Annotated in this window: 12 protein-coding genes; 10 read left to right on the top strand and 2 right to left on the bottom strand. The window is 63.5% G+C overall.

Annotated features, from left to right (window positions below):
* Nucleotides 1–11 precede the first annotated feature (11 nt).
* The 9 genes from M1P90_RS23820 (at nucleotide 12) to M1P90_RS23780 (ending at nucleotide 12,347) form a co-directional block, all read left to right on the top strand.
* On the top strand, nucleotides 12–836 hold the full coding sequence (locus tag M1P90_RS23820) for a hypothetical protein (RefSeq protein WP_483697970.1): 825 nt from the start codon (nucleotides 12–14) through the stop codon (nucleotides 834–836).
* Nucleotides 837–866: 30 nt separating this feature from the next.
* On the top strand, nucleotides 867–2,867 hold the full coding sequence (locus M1P90_RS23815) for a hypothetical protein (protein WP_483697969.1): 2,001 nt from the start codon (nucleotides 867–869) through the stop codon (nucleotides 2,865–2,867).
* A 10-nt stretch (nucleotides 2,868–2,877) separates the two neighbouring features.
* Nucleotides 2,878–5,622 carry a protein kinase domain-containing protein gene (locus tag M1P90_RS23810; protein WP_483697968.1) on the top strand — a complete coding sequence of 915 codons (2,745 nt, stop codon included), beginning with the start codon at nucleotides 2,878–2,880 and terminating at the stop codon, nucleotides 5,620–5,622.
* A 162-nt stretch (nucleotides 5,623–5,784) separates the two neighbouring features.
* Nucleotides 5,785–6,417, top strand: a complete 633-nt coding sequence (locus tag M1P90_RS23805; protein WP_483697966.1) for a TetR/AcrR family transcriptional regulator — start codon at nucleotides 5,785–5,787, stop codon at nucleotides 6,415–6,417.
* Nucleotides 6,414–8,177: an efflux RND transporter periplasmic adaptor subunit gene (locus M1P90_RS23800; protein WP_483697965.1), complete on the top strand. Its 1,764-nt coding sequence runs from the start codon at nucleotides 6,414–6,416 to the stop codon at nucleotides 8,175–8,177. The genes M1P90_RS23805 and M1P90_RS23800 overlap by 4 nt, the downstream gene beginning before the upstream one ends.
* Nucleotides 8,178–8,196: 19 nt before the next feature.
* Nucleotides 8,197–8,967 carry an ABC transporter ATP-binding protein gene (locus M1P90_RS23795; RefSeq protein WP_483697964.1) on the top strand — a complete coding sequence of 257 codons (771 nt, stop codon included), beginning with the start codon at nucleotides 8,197–8,199 and terminating at the stop codon, nucleotides 8,965–8,967.
* 24 nt (nucleotides 8,968–8,991) lie between these two features.
* Nucleotides 8,992–10,242 carry an ABC transporter permease gene (locus M1P90_RS23790; RefSeq protein ID WP_483697963.1) on the top strand — a complete coding sequence of 417 codons (1,251 nt, stop codon included), beginning with the start codon at nucleotides 8,992–8,994 and terminating at the stop codon, nucleotides 10,240–10,242.
* A 172-nt stretch (nucleotides 10,243–10,414) separates the two neighbouring features.
* Nucleotides 10,415–11,206: an ABC transporter permease gene (locus M1P90_RS23785; protein WP_483697962.1), complete on the top strand. Its 792-nt coding sequence runs from the start codon at nucleotides 10,415–10,417 to the stop codon at nucleotides 11,204–11,206.
* A 343-nt stretch (nucleotides 11,207–11,549) separates the two neighbouring features.
* Nucleotides 11,550–12,347: an ABC transporter permease gene (locus M1P90_RS23780; protein WP_483697961.1), complete on the top strand. Its 798-nt coding sequence runs from the start codon at nucleotides 11,550–11,552 to the stop codon at nucleotides 12,345–12,347.
* 30 nt (nucleotides 12,348–12,377) lie between these two features.
* Here the strand turns inward: M1P90_RS23780 and M1P90_RS23775 are convergent, their stop codons facing one another.
* Nucleotides 12,378–12,731: a hypothetical protein gene (locus M1P90_RS23775; protein ID WP_483697960.1), complete on the bottom strand. Its 354-nt coding sequence runs from the start codon at nucleotides 12,729–12,731 to the stop codon at nucleotides 12,378–12,380.
* A 153-nt stretch (nucleotides 12,732–12,884) separates the two neighbouring features.
* Between M1P90_RS23775 and M1P90_RS23770 the strand changes: the two genes are divergently transcribed.
* Complete coding sequence (locus M1P90_RS23770) at nucleotides 12,885–13,874, top strand: ABC transporter ATP-binding protein (RefSeq protein WP_483697959.1); 990 nt, start codon at nucleotides 12,885–12,887, stop codon at nucleotides 13,872–13,874.
* A gap of 63 nt (nucleotides 13,875–13,937) precedes the next feature.
* On the opposite strand, the gene glmS is transcribed toward M1P90_RS23770, so the two are convergent.
* Entirely contained in the window at nucleotides 13,938–15,782 is a 1,845-nt protein-coding gene (gene glmS / locus M1P90_RS23765; protein WP_483697958.1) for a glutamine--fructose-6-phosphate transaminase (isomerizing), read from the bottom strand.
* Between the last annotated feature and the right edge of the window lie 88 nt (nucleotides 15,783–15,870).

Raw genomic sequence — 15,870 nt, 5'->3', positions numbered from 1 at the left:
AAGAGGAAGCGATGGACATTCTTTCGCGCACGGTGATCGACATGCTGCGGCTCGCTGCCACGCCGCCCAGCCCCGGCGACCCGCTGATGGTTGCCCCGATCGAAGACATGCTGCCGATCTGCTTCGGGCAATCGCTCCAGCCCGACGAATACGCAACCATTGCCAGCGGGCTGCGCTCGATCACATTTGGCCGCAACGACATCGCCAGCGGGCTGGCCGCGCTAAGCGAGCAGCTAGCACCACTGCGCCGCCGCCTGGCCGAAGACACTGGCCTCAGCCGGCAAACATCGCAGACCGACGAAGCGATTCGCGACCTGCTGATGCTGCAGCGCGCCTTGTTCAGCACCGCCCAGACGCGCCTGGCGCTGCAGCCGTCGCTGGCCATGCTGCAACTGATCCGCCAGATCCAGCTGCGCACCGCAAGCGGCGACGTGGTGCTGTGCTCGCTGCCCGCATCATCGGAGCGCATCACCGTCAACTTCAGCAAGCACAGCCTGCTCGACCGCATCGAGCTGGCCTACGAGCCGGGCAGCCCCTACCCGCTGCTGACGATCAACACGCCATCGCAGGGCGAAAGCGCGCCCTTTGCCAACACGCGCATGGCCTGGCAGCAGAAAGACAGTGCAGACTACACACTTGAGCTGTATAACGCGCGCTCGCTGGTGCTTGGCACAATCGCCACCGCGCCGCTAACGCTCGATGGCGCGCTCGAAGGCGACCGTGTGGCGCTGCACATCGCGCCCGATCTGCCGCTGCGCATCCTCGAAACAAGCATTTTCGACCGAAACAAACAGCTGCTGGCCCGCAGCATTGGCCTGTTCCCACTGCCCGCATAACCTGCCCTCGCATACGAAAGGAAGCGCTCCATGGCTGCCAACAAAACCAAGATAATCCAAGCAACGCCCGATGTGCTTGAGCTCAAAGCTGTGAATCAGGCCGATCAAATTGCCTCGTACTACATCCAGCTGCGTGGCCCCGAACGGCTGCCGCTGGTGCTTGGCACCGGGCGCAACGCCGTGGTATTGCTAGCCACTACAACCGCAGATAGCGATAACACAGCCGCCGAATATCGCGCAATTAAGTTTCTGCGCGACGATATCGACAAGCAGTATGCCCTTGCGGCGGCCAACCGCTTTTTCGAAGAAGCCGGCAAATCGCAGGGCTTTGGCCGCCTGCATGCCGCCTTTGTAAAATACTATGGCTGGGGCGCGATCGGCGCGCCAAGCAACGAGCTGACCGACACCGGCCAGCGGCGCGATTTCTGGTGGGATACACAGTTCCAGCGCTATGGTGCTACCATCCGCACCGATGGCCCCGAATTCGAGCACATGCGCCAGCATTTCAAGCTGCAAGGCCCCTTCTATGTGCTCGATCTGTGCCAGGGTACACTGCAGGATCTGCTCGATAAAAACGTCAAGTGGGACGACTTGCCGCCCTATACCGTCGAAAAATATTGCGAAAGCCTGGAAGCGCAGGCCAAAAAAACCACTGACGATATCGAAGAAGTAACCGCGCGCTATCTCAATACTCCTGCATTCGGCAAATCGGGCTACGATATCCTGAACGACTTCAAAATCGAGCCGGTAGCGAACCGCGTGCGCAACTTCGCCGTGCTCGAGCTGTTTGGGGCAATCTGCCGCACGGTGGCGCAGCTTCACACCAAGAAAAAAGATAGTGGCCCACTGGCGCACCGCGACCTCAAGCCCGGCAACCTGTTTTTCGATCACTCGGCCGAGGCCGATGGCATTGAAAACATCAAGATCCGCCTGGCCGACCTGGGCTATGTCACAACAAGCTACCAGATTGGCGTTGGTGAACAGACCATGATCGGCGGCCAGCGCGGCGCTGACTACCTTGCCCCCGGCAGCCAGTTCTACCGCGCGCCCGAGCAGGCCGAGCTGCCCGTCGAAGTGCGCGTGGATGTGCTGCCCGACGACAACCAGCGCGTGCGTATTCGCGGCAGCAAGATCAGCACGATCGAGCTGCACGACTGGCTGCAGCTTGGCGACCTGTTTGGCGACAATGCCATCCTGCCCGGCGAGCCGAACCCCGGCCTTTTTAAAATCATGGAGGTCAAGTACGAGCAGGCCGAAGGCTGCTACTACCTCGGGCTCGACAAACCAATCGTCAGCGCGATCAGCGAGGATTTGCAGGCCCAGATCACGCGCGCCACCGGCTTTCACACCGATGGCTTCAGCCTGGGCGCGATTCTCTACGACCTGGTGAGCGGCGGCAAGAATCCCGAGCTGTTCTACACCTACTGCCTCATGAGCTTCACCGGGCGCTTCGGCGTTCAGTTCGACACCACCATCGCCGATGTGCTCGAAATCCTTTCGCCGCTGCGCGTGGGCGAAAACGGCAAGTACGAAAGCGACCGCCTTTCGTTCGGCGAGCGCGGCCGCCTGATGCCGCTGGTGTTGTCGGCCCACGACCTCGACGCCCTGCTGAGCTCCATTCTCGAAACGACGCTCAATGCGCGGCATAAGGACGCGCTGGGCGAGCAAAAAGCCAAGCTGACCGAAGAACTGCGCAACTACCGCTTCCGCAGCTTCGACATGGTGAACGACCTGCTGCGCGACCGGCGCGGCGTGCCCATCCCACGCGATATTCTGGAAATTATTGTGCGCTGCATGTTGCGCGGCGTGCCTGGTTCCTTCTACCTGCGCGACAGCAAAGAGGCGTACCTGAGCGATGCGAGCTTCGAGGCGGCCAACGCCATCTACGAAAGCGTGATGCGCCTGCTGGGCAACAGCGAGTATCAGCTGCCGCGCGATGGTTTCCCCGCGTCGCTCCAGCAGAATCTGCTGTTCAAGCTGCGCAGCCTGGCCCTGCCGCGCGCGCTGGCCGTGAACGAACCAACAGAATAAAAAGGCCGCCATGCTCACATTTACTTGCTATTACGGTTGCGCAGCCCCACTTGCGCCCGAAGACCTGCGCTGCCCAACGTGCGGCCGGCCAGTGTTTATGCTGCATGGGCACTACCAGGTGCTGCGCGATCTCGGGCGCGGCGGCTTTGGGCTGGTGTACGAAGCCTTTGATCGGCAGGAACAGCGGCGCTGCGCAATCAAAACAATCGAGCGCTCATCACTTGATGAAATGCAGGTGCACCGGGAAGTCGACATGCTCGTCGAGCATGCTGGGCAATTGCACTTTATTCCTGCTGTCTACGAGCACTGGCGCGAGGGCGGGCGCTACTACATCGCAATGGAGTATATCAGCGGCCAGACGCTCGATCAGATCACGCCCCGGCCCTGGCGGCCGGCCGAGGTCGAGCACTTCCTGCGCATTATGCTCGAAAACCTGGCCCAGCTGCACGACGCCGAAATCGTACATCGGGATATCAAGCCGGTGAACATCAAACGCACCGACGAAGGGCGCTATGTGCTGCTTGATTTTGGCATCGCCAAGCGCGGCATCGACACGAGCTCGATCAAGGCGATGACGCTTGATTATGCGCCCCCTGAACAAATGCAGCGCGACCGGCGCACCGATCAGCGTTCCGACCTGTACAGCCTGGCGGTGACGACCTACCAGCTCTTGACCGCCAGGCAGCCCGCCACCGCGCTGGATCGCCAGGCTGGCCAGCAGCTGGTACCGCCCAGCCAGTTTGTCTCCGATCTTCCACCGCAGTTCGAGCGGGCGATTGTTCATATGCTGGAGCTTGACCCAGAAAAGCGCCCCGACGAGGCCCGCGCGGCGCTGGCCGAGCTCGACGCGCCAGTGCAGCCAAGCACGCCAACCGAGCAGGCCACCATTACGGTTCCCGATCAGCCCAGCGCGGCGCTGGCGCGCTACGGCAGCGGCCGGCTCTACGATGCGATCTGGGGGCCAGCCGAAACGTCGCGCCTTTTTGCCGCATCGTCGATTGGTTTATTTAGCTACGATGCCGCTACCCTGGCCGAACAGGCGTATGCGCGCGCCGATCAGCCGCTGCGCTGGCTGGCAGCCATGCCGGGCGGCGCAAGCGTGCTGGCGATCAGCGCCACGCAGGCGCGGCTCTACCGCGCAGCCGATGCTGCGCCGCTCAAAACGCTTTGCTCATTCCCTGGCCCCATCATTGCGGCGGCGCCCAGCCCCGACCGGCAGCGCCTGGTGGTTGCCGCCGAAGATTTTGTGCAGATCTGGCGGCTTTCGGGCGCAACCGCCGCGCTGATCTGCCAGCACAGCGCCAGCGAGCGCTGCCGGGCCATCGTTTTTGCGCCGGGTGGCGCGGTCGCTGCGGGTGCTTTTGGCTCCGATATTGTGCTGTGGGGCGCCGAGGATGGGCGCGTGCTCCAGCAATTGCACAGCGCGCAGGGGCGCATTGCCCAGCTGGCTTTCTCGCCCGACGGCGATTTCCTGGCTGCGCTGGGTAGCAATGTCGCGCAGGTTTGGCGCGCTTCCGATGGCCAGCTGCTGCATATTGCGCAGGAAGCAGGCTCGCGCAGCATTGGTGCTTTTTTTGTGGGGAACGAGCTTCTGCTGGTGTGGGAACGCGTGGTTCAGAAGCGGCGCATAAGCGATGGCGAGCTAATCGAGACGCTGGCACAGCTACCTAGCCCAGCACTTTATGCCGCGCTCGCGCCCGATAACGCCGCGCTTGCGGTTGCCTTCGCAGATGAGCTGCTGTTGATTCGTTTAGCAGAAGAAAGCTCGATCAGCAAGGCCATTCCCTTGCCGCAGCCAGTTGTGCGCCTGGGATTCAGCCCCGATGGCAAAATGCTGGCTGGTTTCTCGCCGGCCGGGCTGGCAACCTGGCGCAGCGCCGATGGCCGGGCCGTGGCAAGTAATTCTGCCCACAGTAATGTGCTCAGCGCGGTGGCCTGGCTGCCCGAGGGCCAGCGCGCAGCTGTGTTTGGCGAAACCTTGCAAATACTTCAGTATCACGAAGGTATGCTTCAGCGTGCGCAGGTATTCGCCGCGCAGGCAAGCAAGCAGGCCGGCCTGGCGGTTGCGCCCGACGGAACAATGCTGGCTGTTGCATCAAATGGTGGCGCGCGAATTCTCGATATCAATAATGGGCAGGTGCTCCATGAGCTGCCAGCGCTACCTGCCCAGGCCTTTTCGCTCGCCTGGTTAGCCGATGGCCAGCATGTCGCGATTATAGCCGGCGAATGCGAAGTGTATCGTCTTTCCGACCAGGAAAAGACGGGATCGATACCGTACTCACTCGATACCTATGATATGGCCTTGTCTGCCGATGGGCGACTGTTTGCGATTTTGACCGAGGAATTACTCGAGATCTATGATGTTGCCAGCGCTGCGCTGCTTGTCTCGCTTAATTTTGCCGATCTTGGGCTAGACAATGATGCTATGGCACAAGGCATTGCCCTGGCGCCAAATGGGGCACTTGTAGCAATTATTCTGTCATCGCAGGTGCGTTTCTGGGATATTGCGAAGCACGCCTATCGCTGCGAAATACCTGCCACCGCGCAGCGGGTTGTGATCGCTGCCGACCTTAGCCAGGTTGCGCTTGTCCACGATTGCGTGGCCGATATCTGGTTGCTCGATGCCGAGCCACAAGCCCGCATGCAGCTCACCGGGCACACCGAGCCCATGAGCGATGTGGCATTTTCGCCCGATGGCACGATCCTGCTGAGCGCATCGCTCGACGGAACAGCCCGATTATGGCAAGTGCGGTAGCTGCCCCAGTTCTCCACAGCCCGAAAACTCCTCGCGTCAGTCGCGGGGAGTTTTTCTTTGCCCATATTTCTTTTCAAACTATTGACAAAATCTTGAAAACAAGATATCTTATATACCGGTCAGTAAGAAAGCTTTGATTGCAAAACCTGTGCAATGGGCGAAATGACAGAAACAAGCTACAACCCGACGGCGCTCAAAATCCTCGACACGGCTGCGCGGCTGTTTATGCAGCTTGGCTACAGCGCGGTGTCGATCAACGACATTGTGACGGGCGCCGAAGTAACCAAGCCAACGCTCTACTACTACTTCCCCGACAAGGCCGAGCTATTTACGCAGATGGCTCTGCAGCAGTTGGTCAAGCTGCACCACGCGCTCGACGCCGCGCTGGCCCGCTCGGGCGATACGGCGGCGCGGCTGGCTGCCTTTGCGGGCGTGCTGCTCAACGCCGACGACGGCGACATGCGCATGCTGCGCCACGAAATGGCCGAGCACCTGCCGGCTGAGCATCAGGCGCGGCTGGGCATGGCCTTTCACGAGCACTTATTTATGCCCATTCACGATGTGATGCAGGCGGGCGCTGAGCGCGGCGAATTGGCACGCCACTCGGCCGCCGAGCTGACGATGCTGTTTCTGGGCCTGATGGAAGCCTTTCATGGCTACCCGGCCCAGATTGATCGCATGCGCATCCCGCCCGCGCTGGGTGCGCTGCGGCCGGCGGTATTCGCGCCTGCCGCGCTGGTCGAAACATTTTTGCATGGCGTGGCCCCGCAGGCGGGCCAGGGAGAAACACAATGACAACCCTTCCGCAATCGCGGCTGCGCGGGCGCTTCACGCGGCCGTCGCTGCCGGTCATTCTGGCCGCAGTGCTGGTGCTTGCCGCCATTATTGCGCTCATCGCGCGCTTTGCCGGGGCGCGCACCGCCGACCCGCTGGCGGGCGGCTCGGTCGTGGCGGTCGAGCGCGGCCCGCTGGTGGCTGGCATCAACGCCACCGGCAAGGTCGAGCCGCGCCGCCAGGCCGAACTGGCCTTTGCCAACCCGAGTGGCCGCGTCACCGACGTGCTGGTGAACGAAGGCGATTCTGTAGCGCAGGGCGCGCCGCTGGTACAGCTCGATGCGCGCCAGCTCGATGCGGCGGTTGCGGCTGCCGAGGCCGCGCTCTCGCAGGCAAAAGCCGACCTTCAGGCGCTGCAGGAAGGCGCAACGCCCGAGCAGATCGCCGCCGCCCGCGCCCAGGTAGCCGCCGCGCAGGGCGCGCTGCGCCAGACCACGGGCAGCGTCACGCCAGCCGACATTCAGGCCGCCCGCGCCAGTGTGGATGAAGCACGCGCGCGGCTGGCTGCCGCGAGTGGCACGCCCGCCGCCGATGCGCTGGCAAACGCGCAATCCGCGCTGACCGCCGCCCAGGCCAACCTTGATCGCCAGCGCAGCGCCCTTTCTGCCGCAAAAGAACAAGCCAGCCGCGCCGTTGAAACGCGTGCCAACGCCCTGCGCGATGCCCAGGCCGCCTACGCTCAGGCCGAGCGCGACCGTCAGCGCGCCCTGGACGACGAAAAGGACCCGCGCACCGGCGCGCCGCTGACCGACTCGGGCAAAGAAGCGTATGCCAACGCCGCCGTCACCGCCGAGCGCGCCATGCAGGATGCCGACACGGCGCTCGCCCAGGCGCGCATCGACTACGACACAGCCCGCCAGAACGAGATCACGGGCCTGCAAGATGCCGAGGCAAAAGTAGCCCAGGCGCAAAGCACGCTCGACACGCTGCTGCACCCCGGCGCGGAAACCGTCGCCGCCGCCCGCGCCGCTCTGGCCAGCGCCGAAGCCCGCCTGGCACAGCTTACCGGCGCGCAGCGTGCTGGCGCGCTTCAGGCGCAGGAAGGCAATGTCAGTGCCGCGCAGGCCCAGCTCGACCAGCTGCTGGCCAGCCCGAAATCAAGCGACCTGGCGCGCGCCGAGGCGAAAGTCGCCCAGGCGCAGGCCCAGCTTGATCAGGCCACCATCCAGCGCGACGACGCGACCCTGCGCGCGCCATTTGCTGGCACGGTTGCGGCGGTCAACGTAGTGCCGGGCGAAGCGCTGGGCCAGCAAGCACCGGTTGAACTGCTCGACACCAGCCGCTTCCAGGTGAAAGTTACTGTGGATGAAGTCGACGTGGCGCGCGTGGCCGTAGGCCAGACTGCCGACGTGCTGATCGACGCGCTGGGCGCGCCGGCGCTGCAAGGCACGGTGCGCCGCATTTCGCCCCAGTCGGAAGCCGACAAGAGCGTTACGTCCTACCAGGTTACCATCGAGATCGACCCGGGCAATCGCCCGCTCAAGCCGGGCATGACCGCCAGCGCCAGCATCGTGAGCGACCGGCGCGACAACGCGCTGCACGTTCCGGCTGCGGCGGTGCGCAGCGAAAATGGCGCGAACGTCGTGAGCGTGGTGAGCACCGGCAAGGATGGCAAGCAGACCGTCACAACCCAGCCGGTCGAGCTTGGTCTGCGCGCCAGCGACCAGGTTGAGATTTTGAGCGGGCTGAGCGACGGCCAGCAGGTGCTTGTCAAAGAATAAGTGCGCGAAAGGAACGACGATGACGATCGACTATATAACCGAGCCCGCCGGCACCGACTATGTGACCGAGCCGGTGGTGCGCGCCGAGCGCCTGATCAAGGATTTTGCCACCGGCGACAGCAGCTTTCGCGCACTTGACGACGTGTCGGTTGAAATCCATCGCGGCGAGATGGTGGCGATTATGGGGCCTTCGGGCAGTGGCAAAAGCACCCTGATGACGCTGCTGGGCCTGCTCGACAGCCCGAGCAGCGGGAGCTACTACCTCGACGGTCAGGATGTGGGCCAGCTTGGTCGCTTTGAGCAGGCGCGGGTGCGCAACGCCAAAATTGGCTTTGTATTCCAGAACTTCAACCTGCTGCCGCGCCTTTCTGCGCTCAAAAATGTCGAGCTGCCGCTGGTGTATGCCCGCACGGATGCGCGTGAACGCGAGCAGCGCGCGCGCGCCGCGCTGGAGGCGGTGGGCCTGGGCGACAAGCTCGGCAACCGCCCGAACGAGCTTTCTGGCGGCCAGAAGCAGCGCGTGGCCGTGGCGCGGGCCCTGGTCGGCGCGCCCAGCCTGATCCTGGCCGACGAGCCTACCGGCGCGCTCGACACCCGCACCGGCGCGGAAATCATGCAGATCTTCCGTGATCTCAACCGCGAGCAGGGCATGACGATCATCATTGTGACGCACGACCCCGAGATTGGCCGGCAGATGGATCGCGTGATTGGCCTGCGCGACGGGCGGCTCAGCCCGAACATTCTGCACGACTACTACAACGTCGCGCCGTCGCTGGCGATTGCCAGCTAGCACAACCTGAGAAGAAGCACCAATATGCTTAAAGAACAGTTTTTCATGGCGCTCGACAGCCTGCGCGCCAACAAATTCCGCTCGCTGCTGACCATGCTGGGCATTATTATTGGCGCGAGCACGCTGGTGGCGGTGCTTTCGCTTGGTAATGCCGTGCAGGGGCAGGTGTTCGAGCAGTTTATCGACCTGGGCACGCGCCGCGTAGCCGTGAAGCCGGGCGACCCAAACGCCAAAGGCGCGCGCGATGTGCCGGGCTATGGCCTGCTCTCAATCGAAGATTACCGCGCCCTTGAGCGGCTGGTGGCGCAGCATCCCGCGATCTTCCGCGTGATCGTGCCCGAGGTTGCGCTTCCCACCGAAGTGCGCGCCGGCACCGTCGCCGTCGAAACGACGCTCACCGGCACAACTGCGCCCTACAAGCAGGTGCAAACCACGCCGGTAGCGTATGGGCGCTTTCTGACCGATGCCGACGAGCAGGCGCTGGCCCGCGTTGGCGTGATTGGCTACCTGACGGCCAAAGACCTGTTTGGCGAAAGCCCCGACGCGCTGCGCGCCGCCATTGGCAAAACCGTGGAGGTAGATGGCCAGGCCATTCAGGTGATTGGCGTGCTGAAAGAAAACGGCGGCCCCTTCTCGACCGACCGGCGTGTGTACGCGCCGCTTGGCACGGTGCGCCTGCGTCTGGTGGGCGATCTCGATCTTCCCGGGCGCGGCCTGCAATTGACCAGCATTCTGCTGGGGCTAAACAGCGAGCAGGACACCGAGCGCGCTGCCAGCCTGATCACCGCCGCGCTGCGCCAGTCGCGCGATGTGCCGGCCGGCGCAATTGATGACTTCCAGCTCGATCTGCCCACCCAGGCGCTGAATGTGCTGGCCGGCATCAATGGCGCGATCACGGGCTTTATTGCGCTGGTGGCGGGCATCAGCCTGGTGGTGGGCGGCATTGGCATCATGAACATCATGCTGGTGGCCGTCACCGAGCGCACCCGCGAGATTGGCGTGCGCAAGGCGCTTGGCGCCACCGACGGCGATGTGCTCGGCCAGTTTGTGCTCGAAGCGGTGGCGATCAGCCTGGTGGGTGGCGCGATTGGCGTGAGCCTGGCGATTGGCCTGGTGCTGCTGGTGGGCGCGATTGCCGGCTTTGCCGCGCCAATCTCCTGGCTGGCGGTGGCGCTGGCGCTGGTTTTCGCCTCTGTAATTGGTGTGGGCTTTGGCTTCTACCCGGCCCGCCGCGCCGCACTGCTGCCCCCGATCGAGGCGCTGCGCTACGAATAGGCGCGCACTACCCTCCGCCGAAAGACCGATGCCCCAACCCGCAAGCTGCGGTATCCTCTAGCGCAGTCGCGCGACATAGAAAACGGTGCGCCTCGGCAGGCCCCCCATGGGCTGCCCAGGCGCGTTTCGGCGTGCTCATGCGCCTGATTTGAAGCGAAAAGGGGGTATTTGCGTGCGCCTGTACTACGAAATCGCCCGGCGCTCGTTTCGGCGCGCCACGATCTACCGCAGCTCGTATGTCGCGGGAATTTTGACCAACGCTTTTTTCGGCGTGCTCCGCTCGTATACGTTTATCGCGCTGTATGGCGCAGGCGGGGCAGTCGCGGGCTTCACGCTGGCCGACGCTGTTTCGTACACGTGGGTCACGCAGGCGCTGATCTCGATTGGCGCGGGCTGGGTATTTTCGCGCGAACTGACGACCTCCATCCGCACAGGCGATGTCATCACCGACCTGTCGCGGCCGTGGAATTTCTATGGCTACTGGCTCAGCCAGTCGATTGGTGAGCGCGGCTTCAACCTGCTGGTGCGCGGCACGACCACCTACCTGCTTGGCGTGCTCTACTTTGGGGCCTATGTGCCTGGGCCGGCGCAGTGGCCGGGTATCATTGCGACGCTTGTGCTGGCGCTCATCCTCTCCTTTGCATTCAGCTTTGTTATGAACATGAGCGCCTTCTGGCTGCTCGACAGCAACGGCGTGATGATGATCGGCAATATCATGCTCAGCTTCTTCTCGGGCTTCCTGCTGCCGATTGCGTTTTTTCCTGCCCCGCTGGCGGCGGTCGCGCGCGCGCTGCCCTTCCAGGCAATCACAGGTCTGCCGGCGCAGATTTTCCTGGGGCAGATCACAGGCGCGGCGCTGGGCCAGGTGCTGCTGTTACAGCTCGCGTGGGTGGTGGCGCTGGTTGCCCTTGGCCTCTTCATGCTGCGCGCTGCAATGCAGAAAGTGATTGTTCAGGGCGGGTGAGCGGGAAGGCAAGATGACACGGTGAAGGGGTGACGGGGTGAAAGGGTGACGGGGTGAAAGGGTGACGGGGTGAAAGGGTGACGGGGTGAAAGGGTGACGGGGTGACGAGGCGTATCGCATACGCCAGCAGCAGGCAGGTAGCACGTTGAAGGTTGCACGTTGTCCGTTGTCGTTTCTCAAACCCTTCGCGCTCTTTGCGTTCTTTGCGGTGAATTTCTATTGGAGCATCGGGCGAAAACGAGCTTCGCTATTACGGAAACCTGCAACTTTCAAACATTCGAACCTGCAAACCCTCGGTGCCTCCGTGTCTCTGTGGTGAATCTTTCTGCGCAAAGGAGGTCGCATGCTCGCGCTGTATTTTCGCCTGATTGGCGCGCGAATTCGTGCCCAGATGCAGTATAAAACCTCGTTCTGGATGGAGCTGGTGGGCTTTGGGCTGGTGACGGGCCTGGAGTTTGGGGCGGTCGCGATCCTGCTTGCGCGCTTCAATACCATCGCTGGGTGGTCGCTGGCCGAGGTTGCCCTGCTCTACGGCCTGTCGTCGCTGGCCTTTGGCATTGCCGAGATGGTGGGGCGTGGCTTCGATGCGCCCTTCGAGCGCATGATGCAGCAGGGCACGTTCGACACCGTTTTGACGCGCCCGCTCGGCAGCTTCTTTAGCGTGCTGGCGTCGGAATTTCAGCTGATGCGGCTGGGCCGCATGACGCAGGCGCTGGCGGTGCTGGGCTACGGGCTGCTGCGCCTGCCAATCGTGTGGAGCGCCGACAAAGTCGTGGTGCTGCTGCTTTCGCTGCTGTCGGGCGCGGTGATCTACATTGGCCTGGTGGTGATGGGTGGGACGCTCTGCTTCTGGACGATCAAGACGCCCGAGGTGATTAATGTCTTTACCGTCGGCGGCTCGGAGGCGGCGAGCTACCCGCTGAGCATTTACGGCGGGCTGGTGCGGAATGTGTTCCTGCTAGTGATCCCGATCGCCTTCGCGAACTACCCGGCCGCGCTGTATGTGCTTGGCCGCGCCGACCCGTTTGGCTTGCCCGCCTGGGCAGCATGGCTCGCGCCCGCCGTTGCCGCGCTGTTTTTTGGCGTGGCGCTGGCATTCTGGCGCGTGGGGGTAACGAAATATGCGTCGACAGGAACCTAGGCGTGGAATGCGAAGGCTGCTGGAAGCGTATCAGCTGCCAACTTCTTCGGGCGCGGGGGTGCTGATTGCGTGGAACATCAGGCGGTCGACCATCTGCACAAGAATGACGGCGGCGACAACCTGGGCTGGAACCAGGCTTTTCTGCACAAGCAGCGTGCCAAGTGGCTGGCTCGTGCCCTGCTGGCGCGCTTCGAGCTGCTCGGCAAGCACAAGATCGAGCGTATGCTGCGAAAGGTAACCGAGCGAAACGAGGTAGGCGCCAAGCGGCATCATCCAGCGCTCGGCGGGCAGCGTGGCCTGCAAGTGTGGCGGGTTCTCCTGGATGGCTTTGTTGAAAAGCTGCGCGACCGAGGTTGCGTATGCCGCCGAGATCGTAATATCCATAGCTGTTCTTTCCTACGCTAGAGGAAGGTGGGCAGAGCAAAACACACGCCTATACCGCCTATGATACGGGGTAGTGCGAAGGAAAAAATATACACTTTGACAACAATCTCGCATCATCGGTGATGTAAGTGTGCCAGAGAAAAGGAGCGAACCATGAGCCTGATCGAGGTCGAAAACCTGCGCAAGACATTTCGCGTTGCGGCGCGGCGCAGTGGGCGCTTTGCCGCCGTGAAAACCCTGCTCGCGCGCGAGTATCGCGAGGTGAGCGCGGTGGATGGCGTGTCGTTCGCGCTCGGCGCCGGCGAGATGGTTGGCTACATTGGCCCGAACGGCGCGGGGAAATCCACCACCATCAAAATGCTGACTGGCATTCTGGTGCCGAGCGGCGGGCGGATCGAGATCGATGGGCGCGTGCCGCACCAGCAGCGCGTTGCGCATGTGCGCCAGATCGGCGTGGTGTTTGGGCAGCGCACGCAGCTCTGGTGGGATCTGCCGACCATCGAGTCGTTTGAGCTGCTGCGCCATATCTACCGCATCCCGCTGGAACACTGGCGCGCCCGCATGCACGAGTTCACCGAATTGCTCGATCTTGGCCCGTTTCTCGAAACGCCGGTGCGCCAGCTTTCACTGGGCCAGCGCATGCGCGCCGACCTGGCTGCCGCGCTGCTGCACGAGCCGAAAATCCTGTTTCTCGACGAGCCAACCATCGGGCTGGACGTGGTGGCGAAAGAGCGCATCCGCCAGTTTCTGCAGCAGATCAACCGCGAGCAAGGCGTGACGGTGATCCTGACCACGCACGACCTGGAGGACATCACGCGCTTGTGTCAGCGCGTGGTGCTGATCGACCACGGGCATGTGATCTACGACGGCGGGATCGAGCAGCTGCGGGCGCGCTTCGGCCACAGCCGCACGCTGGTGGTCGATCTCGACGAAGACGTGCGCGCGCTTGAGGTGCCGCGCGCCGAGGTGGTGCGCCGCGAAGGGCCGCGCGCTTGGCTGCGCTTCGACCGCGACGCGACCACGGCGGCGGCGCTGATTGCCGAGGTGGCGGCGCGCTACCGCGTGCGCGACCTGACGCTGGAAGAGCCGGCGATTGAGGGGATTGTGCGCGGGATCTACGAGACGGGCAGCGCCAGGGCGTAGCTGCGCCGGCTGCGAAAAGATGAAGGGCGCTGGCACACTACCAGCGCCCTGCCCAAAAACTCTTTACTCCACCGTCACGCTTTTGGCGAGGTTGCGCGGCTGGTCGACATCCGCGCCGCGCCGCAGCGCGAAGTGGTAGGCGATCAGCTGCATCGGAATGCTGGTGAGCAGCGGCGTCAGCAGCGGCAGCGTTTCCGGCACCTCAATCACATAATCGGCCTTGCTGTGAATGAGTGTGTCGCCCGCTGTCGCAATCGCGATCACATGCCCGCCGCGTGCCTTCACCTGCTCCACATTCGAGAGCATCTTTTCGTAGATGGCGTCGCGCACCGCCACACACACCACTGGCAGGTCCTCATCGATCAGCGCAATCGGCCCGTGCTTCATCTCGCCGGCCGGGTAGCCCTCGGCGTGAATGTAGCTGATCTCTTTCAGCTTCAGCGCGCCTTCCAGCGCCACCGGGTAATTGATCTGCCGCCCCAGGAACAGCGCATCTCCGGCGCGGTGGTAGCGCTCGGCCAGCTCTTTGTAGATGCTCTGGCTCTCCAGCAGCGCGCCAACCTTGCCCGGCAGCTCGACCAGCCCCTGCAAATGCTGGCGGATCTCGTCGGGCTTGAGCGTGCCGCGCGCCTGCGCCAGCCGCAGCGCCAGCAGATACTGCACCATCAGCATGGACGTGAACGCCTTGGTCGAGGCCACGCCAATTTCCGGGCCGGCGTGCAGGTAGAGCGCGCCCGCGTCGGCCAGGCGCGCGGCCTGCGAGCCAACCGCATTCACGATTGCGGCGCTCTTCACGCCCTGTGCGCGCGCTTCTTCCATTGCCGCCAGTGTGTCAACCGTTTCGCCGCTCTGCGTGATCGCCAGCAGCAGGGTGTCGCTGCCCAGCAGTGGCTGGCGGTAGCGGAATTCCGAGCCGTAGTCGACATCGACGCGCACCTTCGCCAGCGTTTCAATCATATACTTGCCGATCAGTGCGGCGTGCCATGCCGTGCCGCACGCGACGGCGTAGATCCGCCCCAAACGCCACAGCTCGCCGTCGCTCATGCGCAGGTCGTCGAGCAGCACCGCGCCGTCGTCCAGGTCGACCCGCCCGCGCAGGGCGTCGGTCAGTGCGCGCGGCTGCTCGAAAATTTCTTTCTGCATGAAGTGCTTGTAGTCGCCCTTGGCGGCGGCGACCGGGTCCCAGGGCATGGTGGTGGGCAGTTTCTGCACGGGCGTGCCGTCGAGCAGCGAAACCTCGGCGCCGTCGGCCGTCAGCACTACCAGCTCGCGATCTTCAAGGAAGACCATGCGCTGCGTGTAGTCGAGGATGGCGGGCACATCCGAAGCCAGGAACATCTCGCCTTCACCCAGGCCCACCACAATGCCGCCGGCGTTGCCCAGGCGCGCAGCCACCAGGCGGCCCGGCTCGCGGCGCGACATCGCCACCACCGCGTTGCCGCCGCGCAGGCGCGCAAGCGTGCGGCGCATGGCCTGCTCCAGCGAGCCGGTTTCAGCATAGAAATCGCCAAGCAGCAGCGCAATCACTTCGGTGTCGGTTTGCGAGTGGAAGGTGTGGCCGCGCGCGGTCAGCTCGTGCTTCAGCTCAAGGTAGTTTTCGACAATGCCGTTCTGAATGACCACAATATCGCCCGAGGCGTCGCGGTGCGGGTGGGCGTTCGCTTCGGTGACGCCGCCGTGTGTGGCCCAGCGGGTGTGGCCGATGCCGGCGTGGCCGTGGGTGGGCTGCTCGCGCAGCTGCGAAACCAGGTTGCCCAGCTTGCCAACGCTGCGGCGCAGTTGCAGCGCGCCGTCGTTCTCAATCGCGATGCCAGCCGAATCGTAGCCGCGATATTCCAGCCGCTTCAGGCCGCCAACCACCACTTCGGTGGCCTCGCGCCCGCCAATGTATCCAACAATGCCGCACATAGAGGATTCTCCTGTAAAACCAATTCGGGAGAGCCCGCAGCACTACGATGCTTAGCACTCTGGAAGGAAAGTTCTTTTCTACAACGGG

Source organism: Kouleothrix sp. 19917 (genome assembly GCF_057073505.1).
Note: the sequence above shows the minus strand (reverse complement) of the source record. Positions and strands in the feature narration are given on the sequence as shown.

Coding starts and splice junctions, on each gene's coding strand:
- M1P90_RS23805 (WP_483697966.1), top strand. CDS start 5,785: ATGACAGAAACAAGCTACAACCCGACGGCGCTCAAAATCCTCGACACG.
- M1P90_RS23815 (WP_483697969.1), top strand. CDS start 867: ATGGCTGCCAACAAAACCAAGATAATCCAAGCAACGCCCGATGTGCTT.
- M1P90_RS23780 (WP_483697961.1), top strand. CDS start 11,550: ATGCTCGCGCTGTATTTTCGCCTGATTGGCGCGCGAATTCGTGCCCAG.
- M1P90_RS23810 (WP_483697968.1), top strand. CDS start 2,878: ATGCTCACATTTACTTGCTATTACGGTTGCGCAGCCCCACTTGCGCCC.
- glmS (WP_483697958.1), bottom strand. CDS start 15,782: ATGTGCGGCATTGTTGGATACATTGGCGGGCGCGAGGCCACCGAAGTG.
- M1P90_RS23795 (WP_483697964.1), top strand. CDS start 8,197: ATGACGATCGACTATATAACCGAGCCCGCCGGCACCGACTATGTGACC.
- M1P90_RS23800 (WP_483697965.1), top strand. CDS start 6,414: ATGACAACCCTTCCGCAATCGCGGCTGCGCGGGCGCTTCACGCGGCCG.
- M1P90_RS23820 (WP_483697970.1), top strand. CDS start 12: ATGGACATTCTTTCGCGCACGGTGATCGACATGCTGCGGCTCGCTGCC.
- M1P90_RS23790 (WP_483697963.1), top strand. CDS start 8,992: ATGCTTAAAGAACAGTTTTTCATGGCGCTCGACAGCCTGCGCGCCAAC.
- M1P90_RS23775 (WP_483697960.1), bottom strand. CDS start 12,731: ATGGATATTACGATCTCGGCGGCATACGCAACCTCGGTCGCGCAGCTT.
- M1P90_RS23770 (WP_483697959.1), top strand. CDS start 12,885: ATGAGCCTGATCGAGGTCGAAAACCTGCGCAAGACATTTCGCGTTGCG.